This is a genomic window from Achromobacter mucicolens (assembly GCF_029866465.1).
GTDB lineage: Bacteria > Pseudomonadota > Gammaproteobacteria > Burkholderiales > Burkholderiaceae_B > Achromobacter > Achromobacter mucicolens.
Genome location: NZ_CP123364.1, coordinates 2,442,199 through 2,467,205, shown reverse-complemented (window position 1 = coordinate 2,467,205; position 25,007 = coordinate 2,442,199). Strand labels below are relative to the sequence as shown.

The window sequence follows — 25,007 nt, the reverse complement described above, 5'->3', positions numbered from 1 at the left end:
AGACCCGGCCGCGGCAGCGCAGATTGTCCGGCCGACCCACCAAAGGAGACTGGACATGGCCAAGCAAAACGAAGCGGCGGTGCGCAAAGTCGTCACCGCCTCGCTGATCGGCGCCACCATCGAGTGGTACGACTTTTTCCTGTATGGCGTCGTCGCCGGCATCGTATTCAACAAGCTGTACTTTCCCACCGGCGATCCGCTGGTCTCGACCATGCTCGCCTACACGACGTTCGCCGTCGGCTTCGTGACCCGGCCGCTGGGCGGACTGATCTTCGGCCACTTCGGCGACCGCATCGGCCGAAAAAGCATGCTGGTGATGACGCTGATGATCATGGGCATCGCCACCTTCCTGATCGGCCTGGTGCCCACGTACGAGATGATCGGCATCTGGGCGCCCATCCTGCTGCTGCTCTTGCGTGTGTTCCAGGGCATCGGGCTGGGCGGCGAATGGGGCGGCGCGGTGCTCATGGCCTATGAATATGCCCCGCCCGACAAGAAAGGCTTCTACGCGTCGCTGCCGCAGATCGGGCTGGCGATCGGGCTGTGCCTGGCCTCGGGCACGGTGGCGCTGCTGTCCGTGCTGCTGACCGACGAGCAGTTCATGGCGTGGGGCTGGCGCGTCGCCTTCCTGGCGTCCGCCGCGATGGTGGCCGTGGGCATGTACATCCGGCTCAACATCAAGGAGACGCCGGAGTTCACGGCGGTCAAGGCGCAGAACGCCGAAAGCCGTATCCCGTTCATGGACATGATGCGCCGCTATCCGGGCAACGTCGTCAAGGGGATGGGCGCGCGCTATATCGACGGTGTGTTCTTCAACGTCTTTGGCGTGTTCTCGATCTCGTTCCTGACGCAATCGGTGCAGATCACCCGGACCGAGGCGCTGATCGGGGTGATGGCGGCGGCGCTGTTGATGTGCTTCTTCATCCCGTTCTTCGGCCGGCTGTCCGACCGCATCGGCCGCACCCGCGTGTACTTCTGGGGTTCGCTCATCACCGCCGCAGCGTCCTTCCCTGGCTTCTGGATGATGATCAACAGCGGCGGCAACGTGATGCTGATCTGGCTGGCCATCATCATTCCGTTCGGGATCCTGTACGCCGCCGTGTACGGTCCGGAGGCTGCGCTGTTCTGCGAACTTTTCGACGCCAAGGTGCGCTACACCGGCATCTCGTTCGTCTACCAGTTCTCGGGCATCTTCGCGTCCGGCATCACGCCGATCATCGCCACCGCACTGCTCAAGACGGGCGGCGGGCAGCCGTGGCTGATCTGCCTGTACGTGATGTTTGCGGGGGTCGTGTCGGCCTTCTGCGCGTGGCTGATCGGGCGCGGCAGGCAGCCTGCCGAAGTGGACGACGCAAGCCAGCCGTCCATGCAGCGGGCTGGGCTGCGCAAGGCGTAGGCGGCGGGCGGCCCGTGCGCAGCGGATCCGCACGGGTCACAACCGGGGGACCGTCCGGCGCCCCCTTTCGCCGCTCAATCCCGTGCCGCCTGCGGCGGCTGCTGGGCCGGCCACCCGCCGCCCAGCGCCTTGAACAAGGTCGCCAGCGCCGCCTGGCGCTGCGCGCTGACGTCGATGTAGGCAATCTGGTCCGTGTAGGCGCTGCGCTGGGCATCCAGATAGCGCAGATGGCTGTCCACGCCGCCGCGGTAGCGCGCCTCGGACAGCTGCAGGGCCACCTGGCTGGACTGCGCCAGCGCAAGCCGGGACGCCTCTTCACGCCGCAGCGTCTCGGTGGCCACCAGCGCGTCCGACACCTCGCGGAACGCCGTCTGGATCGTGCGTTCGTACTGGGCCACGGCGATGTCCTTGCGCACGGTGGCCAGATCCAGGTTGGCCACATTGCGCCCGCCGGCAAAGATCGGCAGCGTGATCTGCGGAGTGAACGACCAGGCGCGCTGGCCGGATTCGAACAGGCCCGACAGGTCCGCGCTGGAACTGCCGAACAGGCCGGTCAGCGAAATGCTGGGAAAGAACGCGGCCCGCGCCGCGCCGATGCTGGCGTTGCGCGCCTGCAGCGCATGCTCGGCGGCCAGGATGTCCGGCCGGTTTTCCAGCAGCGCGGATGGCGCGCCCGCCGCGATCTCCTGCACCAGCATCGGGGCATCGGCCGTGCGCGCCGGCAGATACGGCGACAGGTCGCTGATGCCCACCAGCAGACCGAGCGCGTTGCCGGCCTGGCGGACCTCGCGATCCGTGCGCTGCAGTTCGGCGCGTGACTGCTCGGTCAGGCCCAGCGCTTCCTGATAGTCGAGCGCGGTGGCCGCGCCCGCCTGCCGGCGCTTGGCGGTCAGCGCCAGCGACGCCTCGCGGCTGGCCAACGTCTGGCGCGTCACATCCAGGCGCCGCTGCGCGCTATCGCGCGCCACATACGCCTGGATCACCTCGGCCACCAGGCTGATCTGCGCGCTGCGCGCGGTGGCCTCGGTCGCCAGATACTCCTGCAAGGCGGCATCCGACAGGCTGCGCACACGGCCGAACAGATCCAGTTCGAAGGCGGTCAGGCCCAGGCCGGCCTGATAGCTGCTTTGGACCGACGAGGCGCCCGTGCTGCTCAGGTCTGCCGGCACACGCTGGCGCGTGCCCGTGCCCTGCGCGTCGATGCCGGGCAGCCGGTCCGCGCGGGTGATCTGGTACTGCGCCCGGGCCGCCTCGATGTCGAGCAGCGTCTGGCGCAGGTCGCGGTTGTTGGCCAGCGCCAATTCCACCAGCTTGCGCAAGGCGTCGTCGGTGATGAAGGACTGCCAGTCCAGCGTCGCCGCCGCCGACTCGCCGGGGCCGGACGCCGCCAGGCTCCAGTGGTCGCCCACGGGAGACGCCGGACGTTCATAGACAGGCGCGAGCGAGCAACCCGCCAGCGCCGCCGTCAGCAGCAAGGCGGACAGCCGCAAGGGAAACAAGGTCTGCATCATGGCGTTACTCCTGCACGGTGCGCGGCGCGGCGTTGGCAGCGGGCGCGGCCTTGCCCCGCTTGCGCTGCACCAGCGACAGCACCCACACGAAGAAGATGGGAACGAAGATCACGCCCAGCAGCGTGGCGGTCAGCATGCCGCCGATCACACCCACGCCCAGCGCGCGCTGGCTGGCCGCGCCCGCGCCGGAGGCCAACGCCAGCGGCACCACGCCCAGGATGAACGCCAGCGACGTCATCACGATGGGACGGAAGCGCAGCTTGGCGGCCTGGATGGCGGCGTCGGCAAGGCTGTGACCCTGTTCGCGCAGGCTCTTGGCAAACTCCACGATCAGGATGGCGTTCTTGGCCGCCAGGCCGATGATGGTGATGAGACCGACCTTGAAGTACACGTCGTTCGGCATGCCCAGCACCGTCACCGCCAGCACCGACCCCAGCGCGCCAATCGGCACGATCAGCATCACGGACGCCGGAATCGACCAGCTTTCATACAGGGCGACCATCAGCAGGAACACCACCAGGAAGGCCAGCGCGAACAGCATCGGCGCCTGCGACCCCGCGAACTTCTCCTGATACGACAGGCCGGTCCATTCGTAGCCGACGCCCTCCGGTAAGCCGGCCACGATGCGCTCGATCTCGGCCATGGCCTGGCCGGTACTGCTGCCGGGCATGGCGTCGCCCGCAATCTTGAACGCCGGATAGCCGTTGTAGCGGGAGATCTGCACGGGGCCGTTCTCCCAGTCCGTCTTCACGAACGCGCTGAGCGGCACCATGCCGCCGGTCTTGTTCGGCACGTTCAGCTTCAGGATGCTCTCGGGCGTCATGCGGTCGCGCACGTCGGCCTGCACCACCACGCGCTGCAGGCGGCCGGCGTTGGCAAAGTCGTTGACGGTGGCCGACCCATACGCCGACGAGATCGCCGTGCTGATTACGTCAAAACCCACGCCCAGCGCCTCGGCCTTTTCGCGGTCGATGTCCAGCCGCAGCTGCGGCGCGTCGGCCAGGCCTTCCATCATGGCGTAGGCGATCACGGGCGAACTGTTGGCCTGCGCCAGCAGCTGGTCGCGCGCTTCGGTCAGCGCCGCGCGGCCCACGCCGCCGCGGTCCTGCAGCCGCAGCGCGAAGCCGCCCGAGTTGCCCAATCCGTCGATGGGCGGCGGGTTGACGGCCATGACCGCGCCGTCGTCGATCACCGCGAAACGCGCGTTCACGCTGTCGGCCACGTCGGCGGCCGATTGGCCCTTGCCCCGCTCGGACCAGTCCTTGAGCGTCGGGAACGCGATGCCCGCGTTCTGACCCGTGCCCGAGAAGCTGAAACCCATGACGGTGAAGGCATCGCCCATGGCGTCCAGCGACAGCAGGTGCTGCTCGACGTCGGCCACCACCTTGTCGGTGCGCACATGCGTCGCACCGGGCGGCAGTTGCACGTCGACGATGACGTAGCCCTGGTCTTCCGGCGGCACGAAGGATTCCGGCACGCGCATGTACAGCACGGCCAGCACGGCCACGATGGCCAAGTAAATCACCATGTAGCGGCCGGTGCGGCGCACCAGGCGGGAATTGAGCGCCTCGAAGCGGCCCGTCAGGCGATTGAACGCGCGGTTGAACCCGCCGAAAAAACCCTTCTTTTCGTCGTGGTGGCCCTTCGGAATGGGCTTGAGGAACGTGGCGCACAGGGCCGGCGTGAAGGTCAGCGCCAAAAAGCCCGAGAACAGGATCGACACCGCCAGCGACAGCGAAAACTGCTGGTAGATGACGCCCACCGAACCGCTCATGAACGCCAGCGGCAAAAACACCGCCGACAGCACCAGCGTGATGCCGACGATGGCGCCGGACACCTGTTCCATCGCCTTGACCGTGGCTTCGCGCGGCGACAGGCCTTCCTCGGCCATGATGCGCTCGACGTTTTCAACCACCACGATGGCGTCGTCGACCAGGATGCCGATGGCCAGCACCATGCCGAACATGGTCATCATGTTGACGGAGAAGCCCAGCACCGACATCACCGCGAACGTGCCCAGCAGGCACACCGGCACGACGATGGTCGGAATCAGCGTGTAGCGGAAGTTCTGCAGGAACAGGTACATCACCAGGAAGACCAGCACCATGGCTTCCAGCAGCGTGTGCACCACCTTTGTGATGGCCACGCTGACGAACTTGGAGGTGTCGAACGGCACCGAGTACGCAATGTCTTCGGGGAACGAGGCCGACAGTTCCTTCAGGCGGGCATTCACGGCCTTGACGGTGTCGATGGCGTTGGCGCCCGGCGCAAGCTGCACCGCCGCGCCGACCGCCTTCTTGCCGTTCAGGCGCGTTTCGAAGTCGTAGCTCTGGCGGCCGACTTCCAGGCGCGCCACGTCGGCCAGGCGCACGGACGAACCATCCGGATTGGCGCGCAGGACGATGCGCCCGAATTCCTCGGGGTTGTCCAGCGTGCCCTTCACGGCCAGCGTCGCGGTCAGCTCCTGCTCGGGCGCGCCGGGACGGCTGCCGAAGCTGCCGGCCGGCACCTGCACGTTCTGCGCGGTAATGGCCGCGTTGACGTCCGCCACGGACAGGCCAAGACCCAGCAGCTTCTGCGGGTCGATCCAGACGCGCATCGCGGCTTCGGCGCCGAAGAACTGCACCTTGCCCACGCCATTGACGCGGCGGATCTCGTTGTTGATGTGGCGCGCGGCGTAGTCGGACAGCCCGACCACATCCTTGTGCGCGTCGTCGCCCTTGTAGGTCAGGGCGTAGATCATCAGGAAGTTCGAACTGGCCTGCTCAACCTGCAGACCTTGCTGCGTCACGGCCGTGGGCAGGCGCGCTTCGGCCTTCTTGATCCGGTTCTGCACGTCGACCTGCGCCAGGTCGGGATCGGTGCCCGGCTGAAACGTGACGGTGATTTCCGCGCTGCCGCTGGAACTGCTGGACGACTCGTAGTACAGCATGTTCTTCGCGCCGTTCAGCTCTTCCTCGATGACGCTGGTCACCGAATCGACCAGCACGGTCGCGGAGGCGCCCGGATAGGTGGCGGCAATGGTCACCTGCGGCGGCGCGACCACCGGAAACTGCGACACCGGCAGCGACGGAATCGCCAGCAGCCCCGCGAGCGAGATGAAGATGGCCACCACCCAGGCGAAATTGGGGCGGCCAATGAAAAACTTGGACATGGTCTAACCTCGGATTTGCGCGCGATGCATGGGGGCCGCTTATTGCTTGGCGGCAGCCGCGGCATCGCCGGCGGCGGCCACCTTGGGCTCGTTCACGGGCGTCACGCTGACTTTCTGGCCGGGCACGGCGGCGCTGACGCCGCCCACGATCACCCGGTCGCCAGCGGCCAGGCCCTCGGTGATGTGCCAATCGCCGCCGCGCATGGTGCCGGTCTGCACGGCGCGGGTCTGGACAACGTCATCCGCCCCCACCACCAGCACCTGCGGCTTGCCATCGGTGCTGCGGGTGACGACGCGCTGCGGGACCAGGATCGCTTCCGGATCCACGCCCTGATGCGTGCGCACCCGCACATACATGCCCGGCAACAGCAGCACGTCCGGATTGGCGAATTCACCACGCAGGGCCACCTGGCCGGTGCTGCGGTCCACGGCGATGTCCGAGAACAAGAGGCGCCCTTCGCGCTGCTTGTCGGTGCCATCGATCGTGATGGAGATGCGCGCGCCCTCGCCTTCGCCCAGGCTGCCATCCTGCATGGCCGCGCGCATGCGCAACATGTCGGCGACCGGCTGGTTGAAGTCCACATAGACCGGATCGAGCTGCTGGATCGTCGCCATCACGGTGGCTTCGTTCTGGCCCACGAGCGCGCCTTCGGTCACCTGCGCACGCCCGATGCGGCCCGAGATGGGCGCCTTGACCGTGGCGTAGTCCAGGTTTAGCTGCGCGGTCTCGACGTCGGCCTGGGCCGACCGGCGGGCGGCCAGCGCGCTCTTGAGCGTGGTGTTGGCCGTATCGAAGTCCTGCTGGCTGACGGCTTCGATCTTGACCAGCGGCGTGTAGCGCTTGACGACGGCCTGGGCATCGGCCACGGCGGCCTGGGCCTTGGCCAGCTCGCCCTGTGCGCGCGACAAGGCGGCCTTGAACGGCGCGGGGTCGATGCGGAACAGCACGTCGCCCGCCCTGACGTCGGCGCCTTCGACAAAATCGCGGCTCAGCACGATGCCGGCCACGCGGGCCCGGACTTCGGCCACGCGCATGGGCTCGACGCGTCCGGGCAGTTCGCTCGTCAACGTGTAGCGCTGCGGCTCAACGGCCAGCGCCTGCACGGGACGCGGCCCAGCCGCCTGGGGCTCACCGCCGTCAGAGCCGCCGCAACCGGCCAACAGGATTGCCGTCGTCAACACCGCCAGGGGCAACTGCCATGCTTTATTCCACTTCATTCACTACCCCCGCGTCGCGCGTCTTGAATCCAAAGAGACGCCGATGCTACCTTAAAGACCGTTTTGAATCAATATTGATTCATTTGTCTCTTTTTGGCTTGATTTTGCGGACCAACAAGTCCTTACTTGAAAAATTCGCCAAAGTTTGTACAAAGTGAATCGGCCATGATCCAATACCGGCCCAGGGATATCCAAAATGGGGAGGAGGCAATGTCTGAAGAGGCAGGCCACGAGCGGCTGCTTGTCGCATTGGCGCTTGCGATGGTGGACCAGCCACGCGCCACGCTGCAGGAACTGGCCAAGGCGGTGGGCGTGAGCAAGGCGACCTTGTACCGGTTCTGTAAGACGCGAGACCAGCTGGTGCTGCGCCTGATGACGCATTGCGCGCAGGTCATGAAGCAGGCGCTGGCGGACTCGCACCTGGACACCGCCCCGCCCCGCGCGGCGCTGCGCAACCTGATCGAACAACACCTGGCGCACAAGGAACTGACGGCGTTCCTGATCTACAACTGGAAGCCCGACACCGAGCTTGAGCCCGACATCATGAACAGCTGGTCGGGCTACCAGGAAACGCTGGACGCCTTCTTTCTGCGGGGACAGCGCGAAGGCGCCTTCCGCGTGGACATGACCGCCGCCGCGCTGAGCGAACTATTGATCGCGATCATCACCAGCATGGTGGATGCCGAGCGCCGCGGCCGGATTGCCCGCATGGGCATCGCGCAGGTGGCCGAGCAGATGATGCTGCACGGCATCTCGGCCGAGCCGGCCACAGGCCGCTGAACGGGGCGTCCGGATCGTTGCACCCGTGCGCGCACGGGTGCAACGGGCACGATCCCCCTTCCGCGCCCGCTCAGGCCGCCGTCACCGGGCGGCCGTAAAACGGATAGTTCGGATCGTTGTAGCCATGCGCGGAGGCGTGACCGGGCACCACCCACTCGTTCACGACCGTTTCGTCTTCAGGCGTGATCGTCACGTCCAGCGCCGCGTAGTAATCGTCCATTTGCGCCAGCGTGCGCGGACCGGCGATGACGGCGGTGATGACAGGATTGGCCAGCACCCACGCGGTCGCAAAGTGGCCCGGCTGAACCCCGCGCGCGGCGCTGTGCTGCACAAGCTTCTGCGCGATCTGCAGGGATTCTTCGCGGAATTCCGTGGCCAGGATGCGGCGGTCGCCCCGCCCGGCACGGGTATCCGGCGCCGGCGCCTGGCCCGGCAGGTACTTGCCCGTCAGCACGCCGCGCGCGATCGGGCTGTACGGCACGACGCCCAGGCCGTAATGCTTGCACGCCGGCAGGATCTCGACCTCGGGGCCGCGGTTCAGCATGTTGTAGTACGGCTGACACACCACCGGTTGCGGCACGCCCAGCTTTTCACAAAGGCGCATCACCTCGGCGATGCGCCATCCGCGGAAATTCGACAGGCCGAAGCTGCGCAGCTTGCCCGCGCGGATCAGGTCGCCCAGCGCCCACAGCGCCTCTTCCAGGTTTTCTTCGTGGTAATCGCGGTGCAGGTACAGGATGTCCATGAAATCCGTATCCATGCGCGACAGGCTCTGCTCCACCCCGCGGATCAGCCACTGGCGCGAGTAATGCGCCAGGTTCGGTCCCTTGCCGACCGGATTGCCGATCTTGCTGGCCAGCACCCAGTCGTGGCGTTGCCCCTTGAGCAGCTTGCCCACCACTTCTTCCGACCGGCCTTCGTTGTAGACGTCCGCGGTGTCGATGAAATTGACCCCATGATCGCGCGCCGACGCAACGATGCGCGCGGCCTCGTCATCGGGCGTCTGCTCTCCGAACATCATGGTGCCCAGGCAGAGCGGCGATACCCGGAGATTGCTGGTTCCCAGTCGGCGGTAGTTCATGGCGTGGTTCCTTGATCGGATGAAAAGATGCGGCGTGGCCACGCGGCAACGCGCGGCTGAACGCGATATCTTGCCCGAAAAAACCTGACATGCCGCAAAACCCCGGCTGGGATGAGGGTGTCAGGCGCCGGCCTCGTTGCGCAGGTGTCAGTCGCCCGCATCCACCGCCGCCAGAATTTTCCCGAACAGCGCGTCGGCATGGGCCGAATTCAGCCAGCGCACGATCACGACCATCTTGCGCTCTGGCTCCACCCACGTGAACGAGCTGCCCGCCCCTACCCCGAAGAAGCTGGAGGACGGCACGCTGGGAAAGACCTTGCCTTCGTGGTTCAGCCAGATCAAATAGCCGTAGTACGGCGCGATGTCGCAGGGCGTTCGCATGGCCTGCAACCATTCGCGCGACAGGATCTGGCGGCCGTTCGCCTGGCCGTCGTTCAACAGCATCTGGCCGATCAGCGCCTGGTCGTTGGCGCTGATGGACATGCCGCCGCCCCAGTGGGAACCGCCGGGCACCGACGGCATGCGCTGGCCGTCGATCTCGACCCAGGCGTTGTCGTAGCCGACCCACTGCCAGTTCTCGCTGCAGCCGATGGGCCGCGTGACGGCCTCGCGGAAGACTTCCGGCAGTGGTTTGCGGAACAGATGCAGCAGCGCATAAGACAGCTGATTGATGCGGACGTCGTTGTATTCCCAATACGTGCCGGGTTCCTGCAACGGACGCGCATCGCCCTTCTTGCCATCCGGCGGCACGCCAAAGGTGACGGCGCGATAGCGGTCCGCCTGATCCGACACGCCAAAGCGTTCGCCTTCCCATTCGCTGGTCTGCTGCAACAGGTGGCGCCACGTGATGGATGCGTTGCGGCCTTCGTCAAAGCCGATGCCCGGCACGCGCTTGCCCACGGGCTCGTCCACATCCGGCAGCAGGCCGCGGTCATGCGCAACGCCCGCCAAAATGGCCAGGTACAGCTTGGCGACGCTGAACGTCAGGTCGGCCCGGTCAGGCTCGCCCCACGAGGCCACTGTCTTGCCGTCCACCACCACCACGCCGGACACCGGCCCGCGATCGTGGATGGGACCCAGCAGACGGTTCCACGGCGGCGGGTCGTTCAGGTGCACGCCAAAATTGCCTTTGACGCTGCGATCCCAGGTCGATTCGTGATCGTTGGCGAACTGGATCGCCTGCTGCATGAGCGTATTCATCGGTTTCCTCGTTGTTGTGTGTTCATCCCGCCACGCGTTCGGGCGCGCGGGTCAGGTATTCCATGGCGGCTTGCAATCCGCCCGAGCGGTGCGGGACGCCAGCCGCGGCCAGCCCCATCTCCACGCCAGCCAGCGTGCCGCATAGCGTCAGGTCGTTGAAGTGGCCCAGATGGCCGATGCGGAAGATACGGTCGGAAAGTTTGCCCAGCCCCTGCCCCAACGACATATCGAAGCGGTCCAGAATGACCTTGCGCAGCGCGTCGGCGCTGTGGCCGTCGGGCATCAGCACCGCGGTCAACGCCGGGCTGTGCGCGGCCGCGTCCAGGCTCAGCAGCTCCAACCCCCACCCGGCCACCGCCAGCCGGGTGGCGCGGGCGTGGCGCTCGTGGCGCGCAAACACCTGCGGCAGGCCTTCGGCCGCCAGCATGGCCAGCGCTTCATGAAGGCCATACAGCAGGTTGGTCGACGGGGTGTACGGGAAATAGCCCTTTGCGTTGGGGCCCAGCATTTCGCGCCAATCCCAATAGGAGCGCGGCAGGCGCGCGGTCTCGGCCGCGGCCAGCGCGCGCGGCCCCACCGCGTTGAACGACAGGCCCGGCGGCAGCATCAGGCCCTTCTGCGATCCGGACACCGTGACGTCCACGCCCCATTCGTCGTGGCGGTAGTCGATGGAGCCCAGCGAGGAAATCGTGTCGACCATCAGCAGCGCCGGGTGCCCGGCCTGATCGATGGCGGCGCGCACCGCGGCGATGTCGCTGGTGACGCCGGTTGAGGTCTCGTTGTGCACCACGCACACCGCCTTGATGCGGTGCTGGGCATCGTCGGCCAGCCGCGCGCCGATGACGCCGGCATCGACGGGGCGACGCCAGTCGCCTTCGATGCAATCAACATCCAGTCCCAGCCGCCCGGCAAGCTTGCGCCACAGGCTGGCGAAGTGGCCGGTCTCGACCATCAGCACGCGGTCGCCCGGCGACAGCGTGTTGACCAGCGCCGCCTCCCACGCCCCGGTGCCCGAGGCCGGAAAGATCACGACAGGCGATTCGGTCTGGAAAACCTGCTTGATGCCCGTCAGCACCGCTTTGCCAAGCTCGCCGAATTCCGGTCCCCGATGATCGATGGTGGCCTGGTCGATGGCGCGCAGGACGCGGTCGGGGACGTTGGTCGGTCCGGGAATCTGCAGGAAATGCCGGCCGGACGGGTGGGAGTTCAGCGTGAGCATGCGGGGCCCCAATGTTGACGGTTTGTATACCAGCACAGCCTGCGCGCATCGTGATGCGACGCGCGCCAGCCTGGCGGACTTGCGGCTTGCGCCACTCTATCCCATTGTTTTTACGTCGATAACCTAGGGTATACACCCATCAAAACCACAGCAAAGACAGGTTTATAGTCTGCGAAAACAAGGGGAATTTTTGTATACCAATGAGCAGCGATCCTAGCTTCTTGCCGGATCACGCCGGGGCCGTGGCCTCGCCCGATCTTGCGCCCGCCCCAGTCCCAGCGGCCGTTCGCGCCGCCGGCGACGGGCGCACGCTGGCGGGATCGGCGGCCGGATCGCTGCGCGAACGCATCATCCAGGGCGAATTCCCGCCCGGCACCCGCTTGAACGAACGCGCGCTGTGCGACCTGCTGGGCGTGTCGCGCACCCCGCTGCGCGAGGCGTTCCGCCTGCTGGCCGCCGAAGGCCTGGTGCAGATCGAACCGAACCGCGGCGCCCAGGTGGTGGCGCTGTCCGAAGCGAACATCCGCGAAGCCTTCGAAGTGATCGGCGGGCTGGAAGCGATGTCGTGCCGGTTTGCCTGCGAGCGCGCGACCGACGTCGAGATCGCGGAGATCCGCGCGCTGACCTACGAAATGATGGCCAGCCATGCGCGGCATGACCTGCCGACGTACTTTCGCGTCAACCGCGAGATCCACGAACGCATCAGCCTGGCCGCGCACAACAGCCTGCTCAAGCAGCTTTACGACGCGCAGAACGCGCGGATCCAGAACCTGCGCTTCGTCTCGAACGAGAATCGGCAGAAATGGGATCTGGCGATGCGTGAACACATAGAAATGGCGGAGGCCCTTGCCGCGCGCGACGCGGACCGGCTGGCAGCCATCATGCGGCAGCACCTGCAGCGCAAATGCGAGGCGGCGCTCAAGAGCCGGAGCGAGACGATAGATACGCAACACATGTAGTGTCATCAAGAGGAGCCTTCACCATGGCTGATAGTCGCTTCACACCTTGCTGCATCACGCTTTCTCGCTTCACCCCCGCCGCGCCCGCGCTGTCCTTGCGCCGCGTCACGCCATTGAAGGCACTGGCCGCCGCGCTGGTGGCCTGCGCCGCACTGGCATCCCAGCCCGCGCTTGCCGGCAAGAAGGACGACACCTTGCGCATGGCCTACGACCAGGCCCCGGAAAGTGTCGATCCCTACTTCAACAACGTGCGCATCGGCGTCATCATCGCGGCCAACGTGTGGGACACCCTGCTCTACCGCGACCCGGTCACCAACGAGTACAAGGGCCAGCTCGCCAAGAGCTGGAAACAGATCGATGACAAGACCATGGAATTCGAGCTGCGCGAGGGCGTCAAATTCCACAACGGCGAGGAGTTCGACGCCGACTCGGTGGTCTACACGCTGAACTTCGTGGCCGACCCGAAGAACAAGGCGGTCACGCAGCAGAACGTGTCCTGGATCGACAAGGTCGAGAAGATCGACAAATACAAGGTCCGCCTGACCACCAAGGAGCCCTTCCCCGGCGCCAAGGAATACCTGTCCACCACGGCCGCCATCCACCCCGCCAAGTACTACCAGGAAGTCGGCCCCAAGGGCATGAACGCCAAGCCCGTGGGCTCCGGTCCGTACAAGGTCGTGGACTATCAGCCCGGCAAGTCCATCACGCTGGAACGCAACGCCGACTACTTCAAGGATTCACCCAAGGCGCAGCCCAAGATCGGCAAGGTGGTCATCCGCTTCATCCCCGACCGCCAGACGCAGATGGCCGAGGTGATCTCCGGCGGCGAAGACCTGATCATGAGCGTGCCCAAGGACCAGGCCGAGCAGCTGGGCGGCATGCCGAACCTGCAGATGGTGACCGGCAACACCATGCGCATCGTGTTCATGCAGATGAACATCCTGGAAGGCACGCCCGCGCCGCAACTGAAGGACGAGCGCGTGCGCCGCGCCATCATCCACGCAATCGACCGCGAGTCGATGCTCAAGAACATCGTGGGCGAAGGCGGCGGGCTCATCAACACCATCTGCACCCCGTCGCAGGTGGGCTGCACGCAGGAAGGCGCCCCGACCTACAAGTACGACCCCGCGCAGGCCAAGAAGCTGCTGGCCGAGGCGGGCTATCCCAACGGCTTTGACATCGACATCGTTGCGTACCGCGAACGCAACCAGACCGAAGCCATCATCAACTACCTGCAGGCCGTCGGCATCCGCGCCAAGCTGAATTTCCTGCAATACGCCGCGATGCGCGACATGATCCGCGCCAACAAGGCCTCGCTCACGCACCAGACCTGGGGCTCGAACCTGGTGAACGACGTGTCGGCCTCCACGCCGGTTTACTTCGCCTTCGGCAGCGACGACATCACGCGCGACCCGAAGGTGCGCGACCTCTTGAAAAAGGGCGATACCACCATCGACAGCGAGCAGCGCAAGGCGGCCTACAAGGAGGCGCTGGACATCATCGCGGAAAAGGCCTACGCGGTGCCGCTCTGGACACTGCCCGCCTACTACGTCGCCACCAAGGACGTGAACTTCAAGCCCTACTCGGATGAGCTGGTGCGCTTCTGGGACATGAGCTGGAAGTAAGGCGCGCCCCGCGCCGGGCCGGCCCCGCGGCCCGCCCGGCGCTGCTGAACAGAGAGGAAGTCCTATGCTTTATTTCACGCTGAGGCGCCTGGGCCTGGCGGCGCTGGTGGCGCTGACCGTGTCCATTCTGGCGTTCCTGCTGCTGCACCTGTCGGGCGACCCGGCGCTGGCGCTGGCCGGCGAAGGCGCGCGCCAGGCCGACATCGACATGATCCGCAAGACCTACGGGCTGGACCGCCCGATCATCGTCCAGTACGCCGACTGGCTCTGGCACATCCTGCAGGGCGACTTCGGCACCTCGGTGTACTTCAAGACCGAAGCAGGGCCGCTCATCCTGTCCAAGCTGGCGACCACGCTGAAGCTGGGCATGGCCGCGCTGGCCTTCGCGCTGTTCATCTCGATTCCGCTGGGCGTGCTGGCCGCGCTGTACAAGGGGAGCCTGATCGACCGCGTCTGTCTGGCGATTGCCGTGCTGGGACAGGCGCTGCCGAACTTCTTCTTCGCGCTGATCCTGATCATGCTGTTCTCGATCTCCCTGCGCATCCTGCCGGTGTCGGGCAGCGGCACGTGGCAGCACTTCGTCATGCCCGCGATCGCGCTGGGGTATTACGTGGCGCCTGCGTTCATGCGGTTGATCCGCGCAGGCATGATCGAGGTGCTGGGCGCCGATTACATCCGCACCGCGCGCGCCAAGGGGCTGCCGGCCGGCAAGGTGATCTTCAAGCACGCGCTGCGCAACGCGATCGTGCCGGTGGTGGCCCTGGCCGCCGTGCAGCTGGGCTACCTGCTGGGCGGCTCGGTGGTCATCGAGACCATCTTCGCGCTGGACGGGCTGGGTTACCTGGCCTACCAAAGCATCACATACAAGGACTATCCGGTCATGCAGCTGATCGTGCTGCTGCTGTCGGTGCTGTATGTGCTGCTGACGCTTGCCGCCGACGTGGCCAACGCGTGGCTCGATCCGCGCATCCGGGTGTCCTGACATGAATACGCCTACGATCACCCCCGCCACGTCCGCGGCGCCGCCGCTGGAACTGTCCGCGGCCACGCTGCGCTGGCGCCGCCTGCGGCGCAACAAGGCGCTTTTGGCCGGCGGCGGCATTCTGCTCGTCATCGTGCTGATCGCCCTGCTGGCCCCGTGGATCTCGCCGCACGATCCCTATTTCCAGGATCTGGCCTACCGTACCGCGCCGCCCGTCTGGTACGAGAAAGGCACCTGGCTGCACCCGCTGGGCACCGACCAGCTGGGACGCGACTACATGTCGCGCCTGTTCTACGGGGCGCGCATTTCGCTCCTGATCGGCATCAGCGTCGCGCTCATCTCCGGCCTCATCGGCACGGCGATGGGCATGGCGGCCGGCTACTTCGGCGGCAAGGTCGACATGGCCGTGTCGTTTCTCATCACCACGCGGCTGTCCATGCCGGTCATCCTGGTGGCGCTGGCCACCGTGGCCATCGTCGGCGGTTCGCTGTGGGTGGTGATCCTGGTGCTGGGTTTGCTCAAGTGGGACCGCTACGCGGTGGTGATGCGCAGCGCCACGCAGCAGGTGCGCTCACTGGAATACGTGGCCGCGGCGCAGGCGGCCGGCGCCAGCACCTGGCGCATCGTCTGGGGCGAGGTCCTGCCCAACGTCGTGCCGCAACTGATCGTGATCGCCACGCTGGAAGCCGCCAGCGCGATCCTGCTGGAAGCCTCGCTGTCGTTCCTGGGCCTGGGCGTTCAACCGCCGCTGCCGTCCTGGGGATTGATGATCTCCGAGGCCAAGGCCTACATGTTCTTCTCGTTCTGGCTGATCGCCATTCCCGGATCGGCGCTGGCGCTGCTGATCTTCGCGATCAACCTGGCCGGCGACGGACTGCATCAACTCCTGACGCCTGAAGAGAGGGCCTGAGCATGAATGGCACCGATATCGTCCTGGACGTGCAGGGCCTGACCGTCGACATCGCCACGCCACGCGGCCCGCTGCACGCGGTGCGCGACGTGTCCTTCCAGGTCCGGCGCGGCGAAACGCTGTGCCTGGTCGGGGAATCGGGCTGCGGCAAGTCGATGACCTCGCTGGCCATCATGGGCCTTTTGCCCAAGGCCGCCCGGCGCAGCACGCGCCGGCTGGCCGTGCTGGGCGAGGACCTGTCCAAGGCGCGCGGCCGGCGCGTCAATGCCCTGCGCGGCAGCAAGATGGCGATGATCTTCCAAGAGCCCATGACGGCGCTCAATCCCGCCTACGCCATCGGCGAACAGCTCACCGAACACTACATCCACCACTGCAAGGCGAGCAGCCAGCAGGCGCGCGACCGCGCCGTGGAACTGCTGGAGAAGGTCGGCATCGCGTCGGCCGGCCAGCGTCTGGGCCAGTATCCGCACCAGTTGTCCGGCGGGCTGCGCCAGCGGGTGATGATCGCGATGGCGCTCATGTGCGGTCCCGAGCTGCTGATTGCCGACGAACCCAGCACCGCGCTGGACGTCACGATTCAAGCCCAGATCCTGCGGCTGCTGGCGGACCTGCAGGCCGAACTGGGCATTGCCATGGTGCTGATCACGCACGACCTGGGCGTGGTGGCGCGCATCGCCCGCCAAGTGGCGGTGATGTATGCCGGCCAGATCGTGGAAGAAGGCCCCGTGGCCGACATTTTCGCCACCCCGCACCATCCCTACACGCAAGGGTTGCTTGGCTGTATCCCCGTGCCCGGCCGCACGGCCCCGGGCGAGGCGCTCGGCACCATCCCGGGCGTCGTGCCGTCGCTGGTGGGCGAGCTGCGCGGCTGCGCCTTCGCCGATCGCTGCCGTTATGCGCAACCGCAGTGCCGGCAGGCCGTTCCCATCCATGGCCAGGCCGCTGGCCAGCAATGGCGCTGCATTCTCAGCGCCGAAGGAGTCCCCGCATGAGCGCGCTGCTGCAAGCCGATGCCGTCAGCCGCCAATTCACGGTGCGCGCCGGCATGTTCCGCCCGCGGGCCACGCTGCACGCGGTCAATGGCGTGGACCTGGCCGTCGACCGGGGCGCGGTGCTGGGCATCGTCGGCGAGTCGGGCTGCGGCAAGTCCACGCTGGCACGCATGCTGCTGGGTCTGACGCCGCCAACCGAGGGCAGCATCCGCCTTGAAGGCCAGGACATCCGAAAGATGGACCGGCGCGCCCTCGCCCGCCGCGTGCAACCCATCTTCCAGGACCCGTATTCGTCCTTGAACCCGCGCCGCTCCATCGCGTCCATCGTGTCGCTGCCACTGGAGGTGCACGGCATCCCCAACCCGAAGATGCACAAGGCCATCGACATGCTGGAACGCGTGGGCCTGCCGCCGCGGCTGGCCCACAACACGCCCGGGCAGCTGTCGGGCGGCCAGCGCCAGCGCGTGGCCATTGCGCGCGCGCTGGTGATGCAGCCCGAGATCGTGATCTGCGACGAGCCGACCTCCGCGCTGGACGTGTCGGTGCAGGCGCAGATCATGAACCTGCTGATGGACCTGCGGCGCGACTTCAACCTGACCTATGTCTTCATCAGCCACAACCTGGCGGTGGTTGAACACATCGCCACCCACGTGGCCGTGATGTACCTGGGACGCGTGGTCGAATCCGCGCCCACCGCCCGGCTCTTTCACGACCCGCGCCATCCCTATACGCAGGCGCTGCTGGCGTCGGTGCTTACCCCCGAGCCGGGGCTGGGCATTCCCGACATGGGCCTGGGCCTGTCGTTTCCCGACCCGCTGCACCCGCCGTCCGGCTGCCCCTTCCATCCGCGTTGCCAGCACGCCATGCCGCAATGCAAGACCGAACGGCCCGCGCTGACGCTGCGCGATGGGGCGCTCGTTGCCTGCCACCTCTATCCGACCCATTCCTCGACGTCCACCGGAGCTTCCCAGCCATGACCCGCGCACAAGCCATCGCCCAGGCCGAGCAGTGCTTTGATTCCGGCGCCTTCCGCACGCTTCTGGCGCGCCGGCTGGCGCTGCCCACGGAAAGCCAGAACCCCGAGCGCGCCGCCGTGCTGGCGGACTACCTGGAAGCGGAAATCCGGCCGGCGTTCGAAGCGCTGGGCTTTACCTGCCGCACCCTCACGCATCCGAAGGCGCTGGCCCCTTTCCTGTACGCCGAGCGCATCGAGGACCCGGACCTGCCCACCGTGCTGGGCTACGGCCACGGCGACGTGATCCGCGGATTGGAACGGGAATGGAAGGAAGGCCTGTCGCCCTGGGCGCTGACCGAGGCCGAAGGCCGCTGGTATGGCCGCGGCATCGCCGACAACAAGGGTCAGCACAGCATCAACATGGAGGCGCTGCGCCTGGTCCTGGAAACGCGCGGCAAGCTGGGCTTCAACGCCAAATACCTGATCGAGATGGGCGAGGAAACGGGTTCGATGGGCCTGCGCGAACTGTGCACCGAGCATCGCGACCTCATGGCGGCCGACCTGCTGATCGCCTCCGACGGCCCGCGCCTGAGCGCCAACCGCCCCACCATCTTCCTCGGTGCGCGCGGCAGCCTGAACTTCGACCTCACCATCGAGGCGCGGGCCGGCGGCCATCATTCCGGCAACTGGGGCGGACTGATCTCCAACCCCGGCCTGCAACTGGCGCATGCGATCGCCAGCATCGCAACGCCCAACGGCCAGATCCGCATCCCTGAATGGGTGCCCAAGGAACTGCCGCCGGCCGTGCGCCGCGCGCTGGCCGACTGCGAAGTCGATGGCGGCGCGGACGGGCCTGAGATCGAACCCGACTGGGGCGAGCCGGGCCTGTCGCCCGCCGAACGCGTCTTCGGCTGGTGTTCGTTCGAGGTGCTGGCCTACAAGACCGGCAACCCGGACACGCCCGTCAACGCCATCCCGCCGCGCGCGTGGGCGCGCTGCCAGCTGCGCTTCGTGGTGGGCGTGGACCCGGACGACCTCATTCCGGCCCTGCGCCGTCATCTGGACAGCCACGGCTTTCCGATGGTTCAGATATCCCTGACGCGCGAAACCATGTTCCGCGCGACCCGCATCGACCCGGATGACGCCTGGGTGCGCTGGGCGGTTGCGTCGCTGGAACGCACTTCCGGCCAGAAGACCGCACTGCTGCCCAACCTGGGCGGCTCGCTGCCCAACGACATCTTCACCGACGTGCTGGGCCTCAAGACGATCTGGGTGCCCCACTCTTACCCAGGCTGCTCGCAGCACGCGCCAAACGAGCACCTGCCGCCCGAACTGCTGCGGCAGGGGCTCAGCCTGATGACGGGGCTGTACTGGGACCTGGGCGCGGGCGACACGCCCGAGATCAGAAATCCCAGATAACCGGCACCCAGCGGAACGCATCGCCTTCCTTCGCCACCCGGCCCACCGAGGGGAACGGCAGATGCGCCGCCACGAGCAGGCCCTTGTTCTGGGCCAGTTCGTTGAACAGGGCAAGGCGAACCCGGGCCGACTCCACCGGATCGTGCTCGAAGCCGTTGTGCCATTCGGGATGATCGAACGCCACCGGGAATACGGCGTCGCCCGCAAACGTCAGGCGGTCGCCGTCCGAGATCAGATCGACGACACAGTGGCCGGGCGTGTGGCCGCCGGTCAGGCGCACGATCACGCCCGGGGCCACTTCCTTGCGATCCTCGAAGACCTGGATCTGGTCGCGGTACGTTTCATAGAAGCTGGTCGCGGTCGAGCGCAGCACGGCGGGCACCGGCTTGGGCATGACCGTCTGCGTAAAGTCCGGTGACGTCCAGAACGCCACTTCGGTGGCGTTGACATGGATGCGCACATCCTTGCGCAGGCGCTCCTTCACGCCGGGGACCAGCAGGCCGCCCACGTGATCCATGTGCATGTGCGTGATGATCACGTCCGTCACGGATTCGAGCGCAATGCCCGCCGATTGCAGCCGTTGCGGAAACTGCCCCGCGCGCGGAAAGCCCGGGAACTGGCCGCCCAGCCCCGCATCGATCAGAATGGTCTGCTCGCCGCTGCGCGCCACCATCACGTTCAGCGGCCAGTCGAATGCGTCCGGCGGCATGTACATGTGGTCGAGCCAGTCGGCCAGATCAGCCGGATCGGCATTCGTGGCCATCGTCGAGGTGGGCAGCGGCAGCACCCCGTCGCTGACCACCAGCGCGTCGATGTCGCCGATCTGCACGGCATAGCGGGAAGGAACCAGATCGATGGCGGTCTGGGTGATGGGGTCCAAAGTGTCTGCGGAAAACATGGCGTCATCTCCTGGATGGCAGTCAGGCAGCGGCGCAGCGGGCAAGCGGCGCGCGCCAGGCGGGGTGGTACGAGTCGATCGACAGTGAAGGCATCGTAGGACCACCACCGCAGCCGCGGTAGACACGGCGCGGGAAGCACGATGTTGTGCGATGCGCACCAATGCGGATGGCGCATTGGCCCGCCACGCAAACCTGCTTAATTCAACTCGGCGCCAATCTCCGAGTCCCGGTACGCCACGGCGGTCATCGCCGTCAGCACAAAGATCACGCCAACGCACCCCACCGCGGCCAGCACACCCTGCAGGGCCTGAACGCCCACGTAGTCGTACAGCATCGGACGCAAGTCGTTGCTGGCGTGCGCGCCCAGGACCAGTAACGTGAGGAATGCCAGCATCAGGGGCCACCGCGGATAGCGCATCGCGCCACGCACCGCGCCAAACCCATACGTGCCCGTGACCGCAGCGCGGGGCAGGCTCAGGCCGTACACGGCCAATCCGTACAGCACGGGCAGCCACACCAATGCCAGCAATGCCAACAGCATGCCGTAGAACAATTCATCGTTGCCGCCGCCGATCAGCATGTAGAGGACATACGGAAGATCGCCCATGGCGCGCGCGATCGCCATGCCGCCAACAGCCAGTCCGCCCAGCAACACGAAGTGCCGGGCCTCCGGGCTGCCGCCCCGCGCGGCGGCCGTGTGCGCGGTCTCGCCCAGCAATACCACCCGATGCCACGCGTACGTCGTGCGCGCGAAGGCGATCAGGCAGACGAGCGCCAGCGCAAGGATCAGCCAATCTTGACGCCGATACAAGGGAGACACGACCAGCGCGAACGGCAGCGTCAGCACGAACACCGCCAACGACCAGGGGGCCGCGGCCAGCATCGTGCGGCCCTGTTGCCGGATGACGCTGGCGGTCGCCGCGACGAGGCGGCCTGCTCCGAGTTTGCTGGACACGAGACTCCCTTGCTCTGACATGGTGGGTCTCGTTTATACCGCACGCGGCGTGGTCAAACCGGGACAGGCGGCGCCCATCTCGGTTACCCTCGCGGACCATTCCTTTACGCCCTATCTCCATGAAGAAGATTCCCCTTGCATTCGCCGCCGCTGCGGCCGCCCTGCTGCCTGCGCTGGCCAGCGCCGCCTACACGCCCACCGAGATTGAGCGCGCCGTTCTGGAATATGGCATCCGCGAAGAGCATGATGCGCTGCTTGCCGCCGATTGGCGCCTGCTGGGCCGGGTGATGGATTACTCGCGTGTGGACGCCCAGAAGAACTCGGACATCTACGCCAAAGGTCCGAACGACAAAGTGCCGGCCGTGATCGACGATTCCTTCGTGATCAAGACAACCATCGACGCTGCCGCCGCGAAAGCCGGCGTCGTCACCTTCGCCGGCACGCGCGGGGCAACCGTCCGCGCCATGCTGCCGGCCGGCGCCAAGCCCGCCGACGCCCTGCTGCTCAATTGCACCAAGCTGGCGTGGGCCGATGGCGTTGCCACGTTCTCGCAATGCCAGGACTGGGCGCCGATCGCCGAGAAGACCGTCGCCACGTTTCGCGCCGACATCGCCGCATTCCTTCAAGGCAAGCCTGTCAAGAAATACGTGGCAAAGTTCGTCGTCGACTACTTCGTCGTCGCGGGCGACATGCCGGACAAATCCGGCTGCCCTGACGACCGCAAGGCCTGCGACCAGGCGATCCGCAAGACCGACATGACGAGCGCCGGCTACCAGGCCGTCAACGGGCGCTTGCAGGCCGCAGGCGTGCAGACCGGACGGTAGGCCCCCAAACCCGGAACGATTGCAAAGCCAGGCTGGCGCGAATTCACGCTTCCAACGGAACGGGAACCTGATCCGGTTCCAACGCGCGCATCAGCCTGGTCCATTCCTGCGGCGTCAGGTGCGGCTGGATGGCCTGCAGCACGGCCTCGAAGACCGGCGCCGGAACGGCCATCTGCAGGCCGCCCAGCAACGCGGCCCGCTCGTCGGGCGTCATGGCCGGAATCATCCACCGCAGCACGCACAGATTCTCGGCCGGCGGCAGCGAGGCCACGATGGCGCCCTCCAGCGCACGCAGTTCGTCGTCGCTGTAGCAGGACCACAGCGCCTGATTATGCTGGGACTCCTCCACGTGCATGTGCACGAAATTTTCCCCTACGAACAACGCCAGCCCGCGGTACAGCCGCAGCGCGGCGTCCGTTCGAGCGGCGGCATGCCGTGCGGCGCCCAGGCAGGCCACCGCCTCGCGCAACGCCGTGATCGCGGCCAGGTGCTCGGCATGCTCGCCAGCGACGCGTGCGCTGGAACCCGGACGCCGTGCTTCCATGGCGGGATGAACGAAGTCGTTCTCGTGACCCAGATGGCTGGCGCACAAGTCCGCCAGCGCAAGCACGCGTTCACAGACCGCCCGCGTGGCGGCGGCGTCATGCACGTCGATCCGGCCAACGGCCAAGAGCGTATCCATCATCATGGCGCGCAGCGCCTTGTGGATGCCAACATAGATGTCCACGCGCGGCGCATCGGCGCCGGACGGCGGAAAGGACGGGGAAGCAATCAGGCAGTTCATGGAGTAGACCTTTTGTGCGGTGAAAAAGCGGGATTCGCGCGTTGAGCAGTGGTGCGAATGCCGGCCGCGGCGCCGGTCCAATCCCGAGTGCCAGCCAGCGAAGACAGTCTAGGAAAAGCTCGGGCCGCGCGTTGCTAAAAGTCTGTTAAGCAGCCTATGATTTCCGGCACGCCGACGTCCAACCGTCTTGAGGCCTCGCGCCGTGCCCAGACTGCCCGCCGAATGGAGCCTTAGCCTGTCCGCCCTGCCTTCGCTGCGGCTGGGCAGTTGCGATCTGGACGGCAATCCGCATGTCGGCCGCGCCCTGGCCGTTGACGCGCTGCCCGACGGCCGTCTGCTCGTGCTGATTGCCGAATGCGCCGCGCCCCGGGTGGTGGCCGCGGTGCGAGAAACCGCCCAGGTCGCCCTGCTGGCCACCTCTCCGCGCAGCAACCGCACCCTGCACGTCAAAGGGCATGACGCGCGCGTCGCGCCTGCGCAGCGATCCCACGACGCCCTGCTGATGCTGCGGCGCGACACGCTGGCCCGCGAACTGGCCGACGTCGACGGCTTTGCCGGCGCGCCCTTCCTGGACCACTGGTACGGCATTGCGGCACACGCGATGACGGCCATCACCTTCAGCGTGGCGGGTGCGTGGAACCAGACGCCCGGGCCCGACGCCGGCCAGGCCATCGCGCTGGAGCCTGACGCATGAGCGCCCTGACACTGCTTGGGGTGCGCCGCATTCTGGACGGCGGCATTCCGCCCACGCTTTGCAGCGTGTCTGCCGACGGCATTCCCCACGTCAATCTGCTGTCGCACGTCGAGTACGTGGACACGAACCACGTCGCGCTGACGTTCCAGTTTTTCAACCAAAGCCGCAAGAACATTCTTGCCACGCGGCGAGCCAGCCTGATGGTCGAGGATCCCCGCTCCGGCGGCGGCTTGGGCCTGCAATTGCGCTATGTGCGCACCGAAACCGAAGGGCCGGTCTTCGAGCGGCTGCGGGCCAAACTGGCGGGCATCGCCGCGCACTCGGGCATGGAGGACGTATTCCGGCTGCGCGGCGCGGATATCTATGCGGTGCTGGACATCGCGCCCCTGCACCCGGGCGCGCCGCTAGCCACGCTGCAGCCGCGCTGCGATCTGGCGGCGGGTGCGCGCGCCGTTTCGGCCCGCCTGGCCGAATGCGGCGAGCTTGCCCAACTGCCGCAGGTCGCTTTGGACGGACTGCGCCAGGATCTGGCTGTCCGGCACGCCATCCTGTGGCTGCTGGATGGGGATCGCCAGACGCTGTATGCGCTTGCCAGCATGGGCTACCCGCAGCAGGGAACCGGCGCCGAACTGCCGCTGGCCGAAGCGGGCCTGGTTGGCGTGGCCGTGCGCGAAGGCGTGGCGCTACGGATCGGCCATATGGCGCGCATGTACCGCTATGGCCGCACGCTGCACCAGATCGCCGTGGACAAGCACTGGACGGGCGGCCAGCCGATCGCCCTGCCGGGCCTGGCCACGCCATGCAGCCAACTGGCCGTTCCGCTGCGCGCGCGCGGGCGGACCGTGGGCGCGCTGCTGGTCGAAAGCGAAAGCGATCAGTTCTTTGGCTATGACGACGAGGACGCGCTGGCGGTGCTGGGCGCGCAGCTTGCGCAGACGCTGGTGGCGTTGCAACGCGCGGAACTGGACGCGGCGCCGCCCATGCCGACGCAGCACCGCGCCGTTCCGCCCGGGCACGCATTCGCGAAGGGAGACCCGGGCGCAGGCAGGAATACGGCGCCTGCCCTGCATCTGCGCTACTTTCCCCGCGATGGCACGATCTTCATCGACGACCAGTACCTCATCAAGGGCGTGGCAGGCGCCATCCTCTGGAAGATCGCCAACGACGCCCAGCGCACGGGGCGCTGGGACTTTTCGACGCGGCAATTGCGGCTGGCGGGCAGCTCGCTCGGCCTGCCCGACATCCAGGACAACCTGGGCGTGCGCCTGCTGCTGTTGCAACGCCGCCTGGCCGACTGGGGCGGCCCCCTGCAGATCGGCAAGGTGCGGCGCGGCTGCTATACGCTGACGGCGGCACGCGCGCTGCGGCTGGAATCCGCCGACGACGCGGCGGCGTGATACACGGGCAACGGCACCCGCCAGAGGTGTCGTTGCCCGTGCCGCGATCGCCG

General features: G+C 66.9%; 21 protein-coding genes. 12 read left to right on the top strand and 9 right to left on the bottom strand.

From position 1 onward, the window contains the following. Positions 1 to 55 precede the first annotated feature (55 nt). Entirely contained in the window at positions 56 to 1,396 is a 1,341-nt protein-coding gene (locus QEP15_RS11260) for an MFS transporter (protein WP_280148783.1), read from the top strand. 74 nt (positions 1,397 to 1,470) lie between these two features. On the opposite strand, the gene QEP15_RS11255 is transcribed toward QEP15_RS11260, so the two are convergent. The 3 genes from QEP15_RS11255 to QEP15_RS11245 are packed head-to-tail and all read right to left on the bottom strand — an operon-like array spanning position 1,471 to position 7,279. After that, complete coding sequence (locus QEP15_RS11255) at positions 1,471 to 2,907, bottom strand: efflux transporter outer membrane subunit (protein WP_280148782.1); 1,437 nt, start codon at positions 2,905 to 2,907, stop codon at positions 1,471 to 1,473. 4 nt (positions 2,908 to 2,911) lie between these two features. After that, positions 2,912 to 6,061 carry an efflux RND transporter permease subunit gene (locus QEP15_RS11250; protein ID WP_280148781.1) on the bottom strand — a complete coding sequence of 1,050 codons (3,150 nt, stop codon included), beginning with the start codon at positions 6,059 to 6,061 and terminating at the stop codon, positions 2,912 to 2,914. 39 nt (positions 6,062 to 6,100) lie between these two features. Next, positions 6,101 to 7,279 (bottom strand): efflux RND transporter periplasmic adaptor subunit, encoded by a 1,179-nt coding sequence (locus tag QEP15_RS11245; RefSeq protein WP_280148780.1) that lies wholly within the window; start codon positions 7,277 to 7,279, stop codon positions 6,101 to 6,103. 210 nt (positions 7,280 to 7,489) lie between these two features. Here QEP15_RS11245 and QEP15_RS11240 point away from each other — a divergent pair, with 210 nt between their 5' ends. After that, positions 7,490 to 8,059 (top strand): TetR/AcrR family transcriptional regulator, encoded by a 570-nt coding sequence (locus tag QEP15_RS11240; RefSeq protein ID WP_280148779.1) that lies wholly within the window; start codon positions 7,490 to 7,492, stop codon positions 8,057 to 8,059. A 70-nt stretch (positions 8,060 to 8,129) separates the two neighbouring features. On the opposite strand, the gene QEP15_RS11235 is transcribed toward QEP15_RS11240, so the two are convergent. The 3 genes from QEP15_RS11235 to QEP15_RS11225 form a co-directional block, all read right to left on the bottom strand. Then, entirely contained in the window at positions 8,130 to 9,140 is a 1,011-nt protein-coding gene (locus tag QEP15_RS11235; protein WP_108696802.1) for an aldo/keto reductase, read from the bottom strand. A 147-nt stretch (positions 9,141 to 9,287) separates the two neighbouring features. Further along, a complete protein-coding gene (locus tag QEP15_RS11230; RefSeq protein ID WP_062841539.1) occupies positions 9,288 to 10,340 on the bottom strand; it encodes a serine hydrolase domain-containing protein in 1,053 nt (350 codons plus the stop codon). 22 nt (positions 10,341 to 10,362) lie between these two features. Then, positions 10,363 to 11,559 carry a pyridoxal-phosphate-dependent aminotransferase family protein gene (locus tag QEP15_RS11225; RefSeq protein ID WP_152384281.1) on the bottom strand — a complete coding sequence of 399 codons (1,197 nt, stop codon included), beginning with the start codon at positions 11,557 to 11,559 and terminating at the stop codon, positions 10,363 to 10,365. A gap of 200 nt (positions 11,560 to 11,759) precedes the next feature. Between QEP15_RS11225 and QEP15_RS11220 the strand changes: the two genes are divergently transcribed. From QEP15_RS11220 to QEP15_RS11190, 7 genes are all read left to right on the top strand, one after another. Then, the gene (locus QEP15_RS11220; RefSeq protein ID WP_223575669.1) at positions 11,760 to 12,518 is read left to right on the top strand and encodes a GntR family transcriptional regulator; all 759 of its coding nucleotides are present in this window, start codon (positions 11,760 to 11,762) and stop codon (positions 12,516 to 12,518) included. Between the two features lie 23 nt (positions 12,519 to 12,541). Beyond that, the gene (locus tag QEP15_RS11215; protein ID WP_254607106.1) at positions 12,542 to 14,143 is read left to right on the top strand and encodes an ABC transporter substrate-binding protein; all 1,602 of its coding nucleotides are present in this window, start codon (positions 12,542 to 12,544) and stop codon (positions 14,141 to 14,143) included. A 64-nt stretch (positions 14,144 to 14,207) separates the two neighbouring features. Beyond that, on the top strand, positions 14,208 to 15,125 hold the full coding sequence (locus QEP15_RS11210) for an ABC transporter permease (protein WP_056317093.1): 918 nt from the start codon (positions 14,208 to 14,210) through the stop codon (positions 15,123 to 15,125). Position 15,126: 1 nt separating this feature from the next. Beyond that, on the top strand, positions 15,127 to 16,035 hold the full coding sequence (locus QEP15_RS11205; RefSeq protein ID WP_081101081.1) for an ABC transporter permease: 909 nt from the start codon (positions 15,127 to 15,129) through the stop codon (positions 16,033 to 16,035). 2 nt (positions 16,036 to 16,037) lie between these two features. Next, positions 16,038 to 17,027 (top strand): ABC transporter ATP-binding protein, encoded by a 990-nt coding sequence (locus QEP15_RS11200; RefSeq protein WP_056317090.1) that lies wholly within the window; start codon positions 16,038 to 16,040, stop codon positions 17,025 to 17,027. Further along, positions 17,024 to 18,004 carry an ABC transporter ATP-binding protein gene (locus QEP15_RS11195; protein ID WP_142055550.1) on the top strand — a complete coding sequence of 327 codons (981 nt, stop codon included), beginning with the start codon at positions 17,024 to 17,026 and terminating at the stop codon, positions 18,002 to 18,004. Before QEP15_RS11200 ends, QEP15_RS11195 begins: the two co-directional genes overlap by 4 nt. Beyond that, positions 18,001 to 19,401, top strand: coding sequence for a M20 family metallopeptidase (locus QEP15_RS11190; RefSeq protein ID WP_175235241.1), 1,401 nt, complete (start codon positions 18,001 to 18,003; stop codon positions 19,399 to 19,401). Before QEP15_RS11195 ends, QEP15_RS11190 begins: the two co-directional genes overlap by 4 nt. Here QEP15_RS11190 and QEP15_RS11185 read toward each other — a convergent pair. Together QEP15_RS11185 and QEP15_RS11180 are read right to left on the bottom strand one after the other, a co-directional pair. Next, a complete protein-coding gene (locus QEP15_RS11185) occupies positions 19,385 to 20,299 on the bottom strand; it encodes an MBL fold metallo-hydrolase (RefSeq protein WP_056317083.1) in 915 nt (304 codons plus the stop codon). The two genes, QEP15_RS11190 and QEP15_RS11185, sit on opposite strands and share 17 nt — an antisense overlap. A gap of 197 nt (positions 20,300 to 20,496) precedes the next feature. Beyond that, complete coding sequence (locus tag QEP15_RS11180) at positions 20,497 to 21,276, bottom strand: hypothetical protein (protein ID WP_227741218.1); 780 nt, start codon at positions 21,274 to 21,276, stop codon at positions 20,497 to 20,499. 98 nt (positions 21,277 to 21,374) lie between these two features. Here QEP15_RS11180 and QEP15_RS11175 point away from each other — a divergent pair, with 98 nt between their 5' ends. Beyond that, positions 21,375 to 22,079, top strand: a complete 705-nt coding sequence (locus tag QEP15_RS11175; protein WP_175155366.1) for a hypothetical protein — start codon at positions 21,375 to 21,377, stop codon at positions 22,077 to 22,079. 43 nt (positions 22,080 to 22,122) lie between these two features. Here the strand turns inward: QEP15_RS11175 and QEP15_RS11170 are convergent, their stop codons facing one another. Continuing rightward, the gene (locus QEP15_RS11170; RefSeq protein WP_152384275.1) at positions 22,123 to 22,863 is read right to left on the bottom strand and encodes a hemerythrin domain-containing protein; all 741 of its coding nucleotides are present in this window, start codon (positions 22,861 to 22,863) and stop codon (positions 22,123 to 22,125) included. Between the two features lie 202 nt (positions 22,864 to 23,065). On the opposite strand from QEP15_RS11170, the gene QEP15_RS11165 reads away from it, so the two are divergent. Together QEP15_RS11165 and QEP15_RS11160 are read left to right on the top strand one after the other, a co-directional pair. Then, on the top strand, positions 23,066 to 23,557 hold the full coding sequence (locus QEP15_RS11165; RefSeq protein WP_152384274.1) for a hypothetical protein: 492 nt from the start codon (positions 23,066 to 23,068) through the stop codon (positions 23,555 to 23,557). Beyond that, positions 23,554 to 24,954 (top strand): GAF domain-containing protein, encoded by a 1,401-nt coding sequence (locus QEP15_RS11160; RefSeq protein ID WP_175155365.1) that lies wholly within the window; start codon positions 23,554 to 23,556, stop codon positions 24,952 to 24,954. Before QEP15_RS11165 ends, QEP15_RS11160 begins: the two co-directional genes overlap by 4 nt. Positions 24,955 to 25,007: the final 53 nt, after the last annotated feature.

Coding starts and splice junctions, on each gene's coding strand:
- QEP15_RS11260 (WP_280148783.1), top strand. CDS start 56: ATGGCCAAGCAAAACGAAGCGGCGGTGCGCAAAGTCGTCACCGCCTCG.
- QEP15_RS11255 (WP_280148782.1), bottom strand. CDS start 2,907: ATGATGCAGACCTTGTTTCCCTTGCGGCTGTCCGCCTTGCTGCTGACG.
- QEP15_RS11250 (WP_280148781.1), bottom strand. CDS start 6,061: ATGTCCAAGTTTTTCATTGGCCGCCCCAATTTCGCCTGGGTGGTGGCC.
- QEP15_RS11245 (WP_280148780.1), bottom strand. CDS start 7,279: ATGAAGTGGAATAAAGCATGGCAGTTGCCCCTGGCGGTGTTGACGACG.
- QEP15_RS11240 (WP_280148779.1), top strand. CDS start 7,490: ATGTCTGAAGAGGCAGGCCACGAGCGGCTGCTTGTCGCATTGGCGCTT.
- QEP15_RS11235 (WP_108696802.1), bottom strand. CDS start 9,140: ATGAACTACCGCCGACTGGGAACCAGCAATCTCCGGGTATCGCCGCTC.
- QEP15_RS11230 (WP_062841539.1), bottom strand. CDS start 10,340: ATGAATACGCTCATGCAGCAGGCGATCCAGTTCGCCAACGATCACGAA.
- QEP15_RS11225 (WP_152384281.1), bottom strand. CDS start 11,559: ATGCTCACGCTGAACTCCCACCCGTCCGGCCGGCATTTCCTGCAGATT.
- QEP15_RS11220 (WP_223575669.1), top strand. CDS start 11,760: ATGAGCAGCGATCCTAGCTTCTTGCCGGATCACGCCGGGGCCGTGGCC.
- QEP15_RS11215 (WP_254607106.1), top strand. CDS start 12,542: ATGGCTGATAGTCGCTTCACACCTTGCTGCATCACGCTTTCTCGCTTC.
- QEP15_RS11210 (WP_056317093.1), top strand. CDS start 14,208: ATGCTTTATTTCACGCTGAGGCGCCTGGGCCTGGCGGCGCTGGTGGCG.
- QEP15_RS11205 (WP_081101081.1), top strand. CDS start 15,127: ATGAATACGCCTACGATCACCCCCGCCACGTCCGCGGCGCCGCCGCTG.
- QEP15_RS11200 (WP_056317090.1), top strand. CDS start 16,038: ATGAATGGCACCGATATCGTCCTGGACGTGCAGGGCCTGACCGTCGAC.
- QEP15_RS11195 (WP_142055550.1), top strand. CDS start 17,024: ATGAGCGCGCTGCTGCAAGCCGATGCCGTCAGCCGCCAATTCACGGTG.
- QEP15_RS11190 (WP_175235241.1), top strand. CDS start 18,001: ATGACCCGCGCACAAGCCATCGCCCAGGCCGAGCAGTGCTTTGATTCC.
- QEP15_RS11185 (WP_056317083.1), bottom strand. CDS start 20,299: ATGTTTTCCGCAGACACTTTGGACCCCATCACCCAGACCGCCATCGAT.
- QEP15_RS11180 (WP_227741218.1), bottom strand. CDS start 21,276: ATGTCAGAGCAAGGGAGTCTCGTGTCCAGCAAACTCGGAGCAGGCCGC.
- QEP15_RS11175 (WP_175155366.1), top strand. CDS start 21,375: ATGAAGAAGATTCCCCTTGCATTCGCCGCCGCTGCGGCCGCCCTGCTG.
- QEP15_RS11170 (WP_152384275.1), bottom strand. CDS start 22,863: ATGAACTGCCTGATTGCTTCCCCGTCCTTTCCGCCGTCCGGCGCCGAT.
- QEP15_RS11160 (WP_175155365.1), top strand. CDS start 23,554: ATGAGCGCCCTGACACTGCTTGGGGTGCGCCGCATTCTGGACGGCGGC.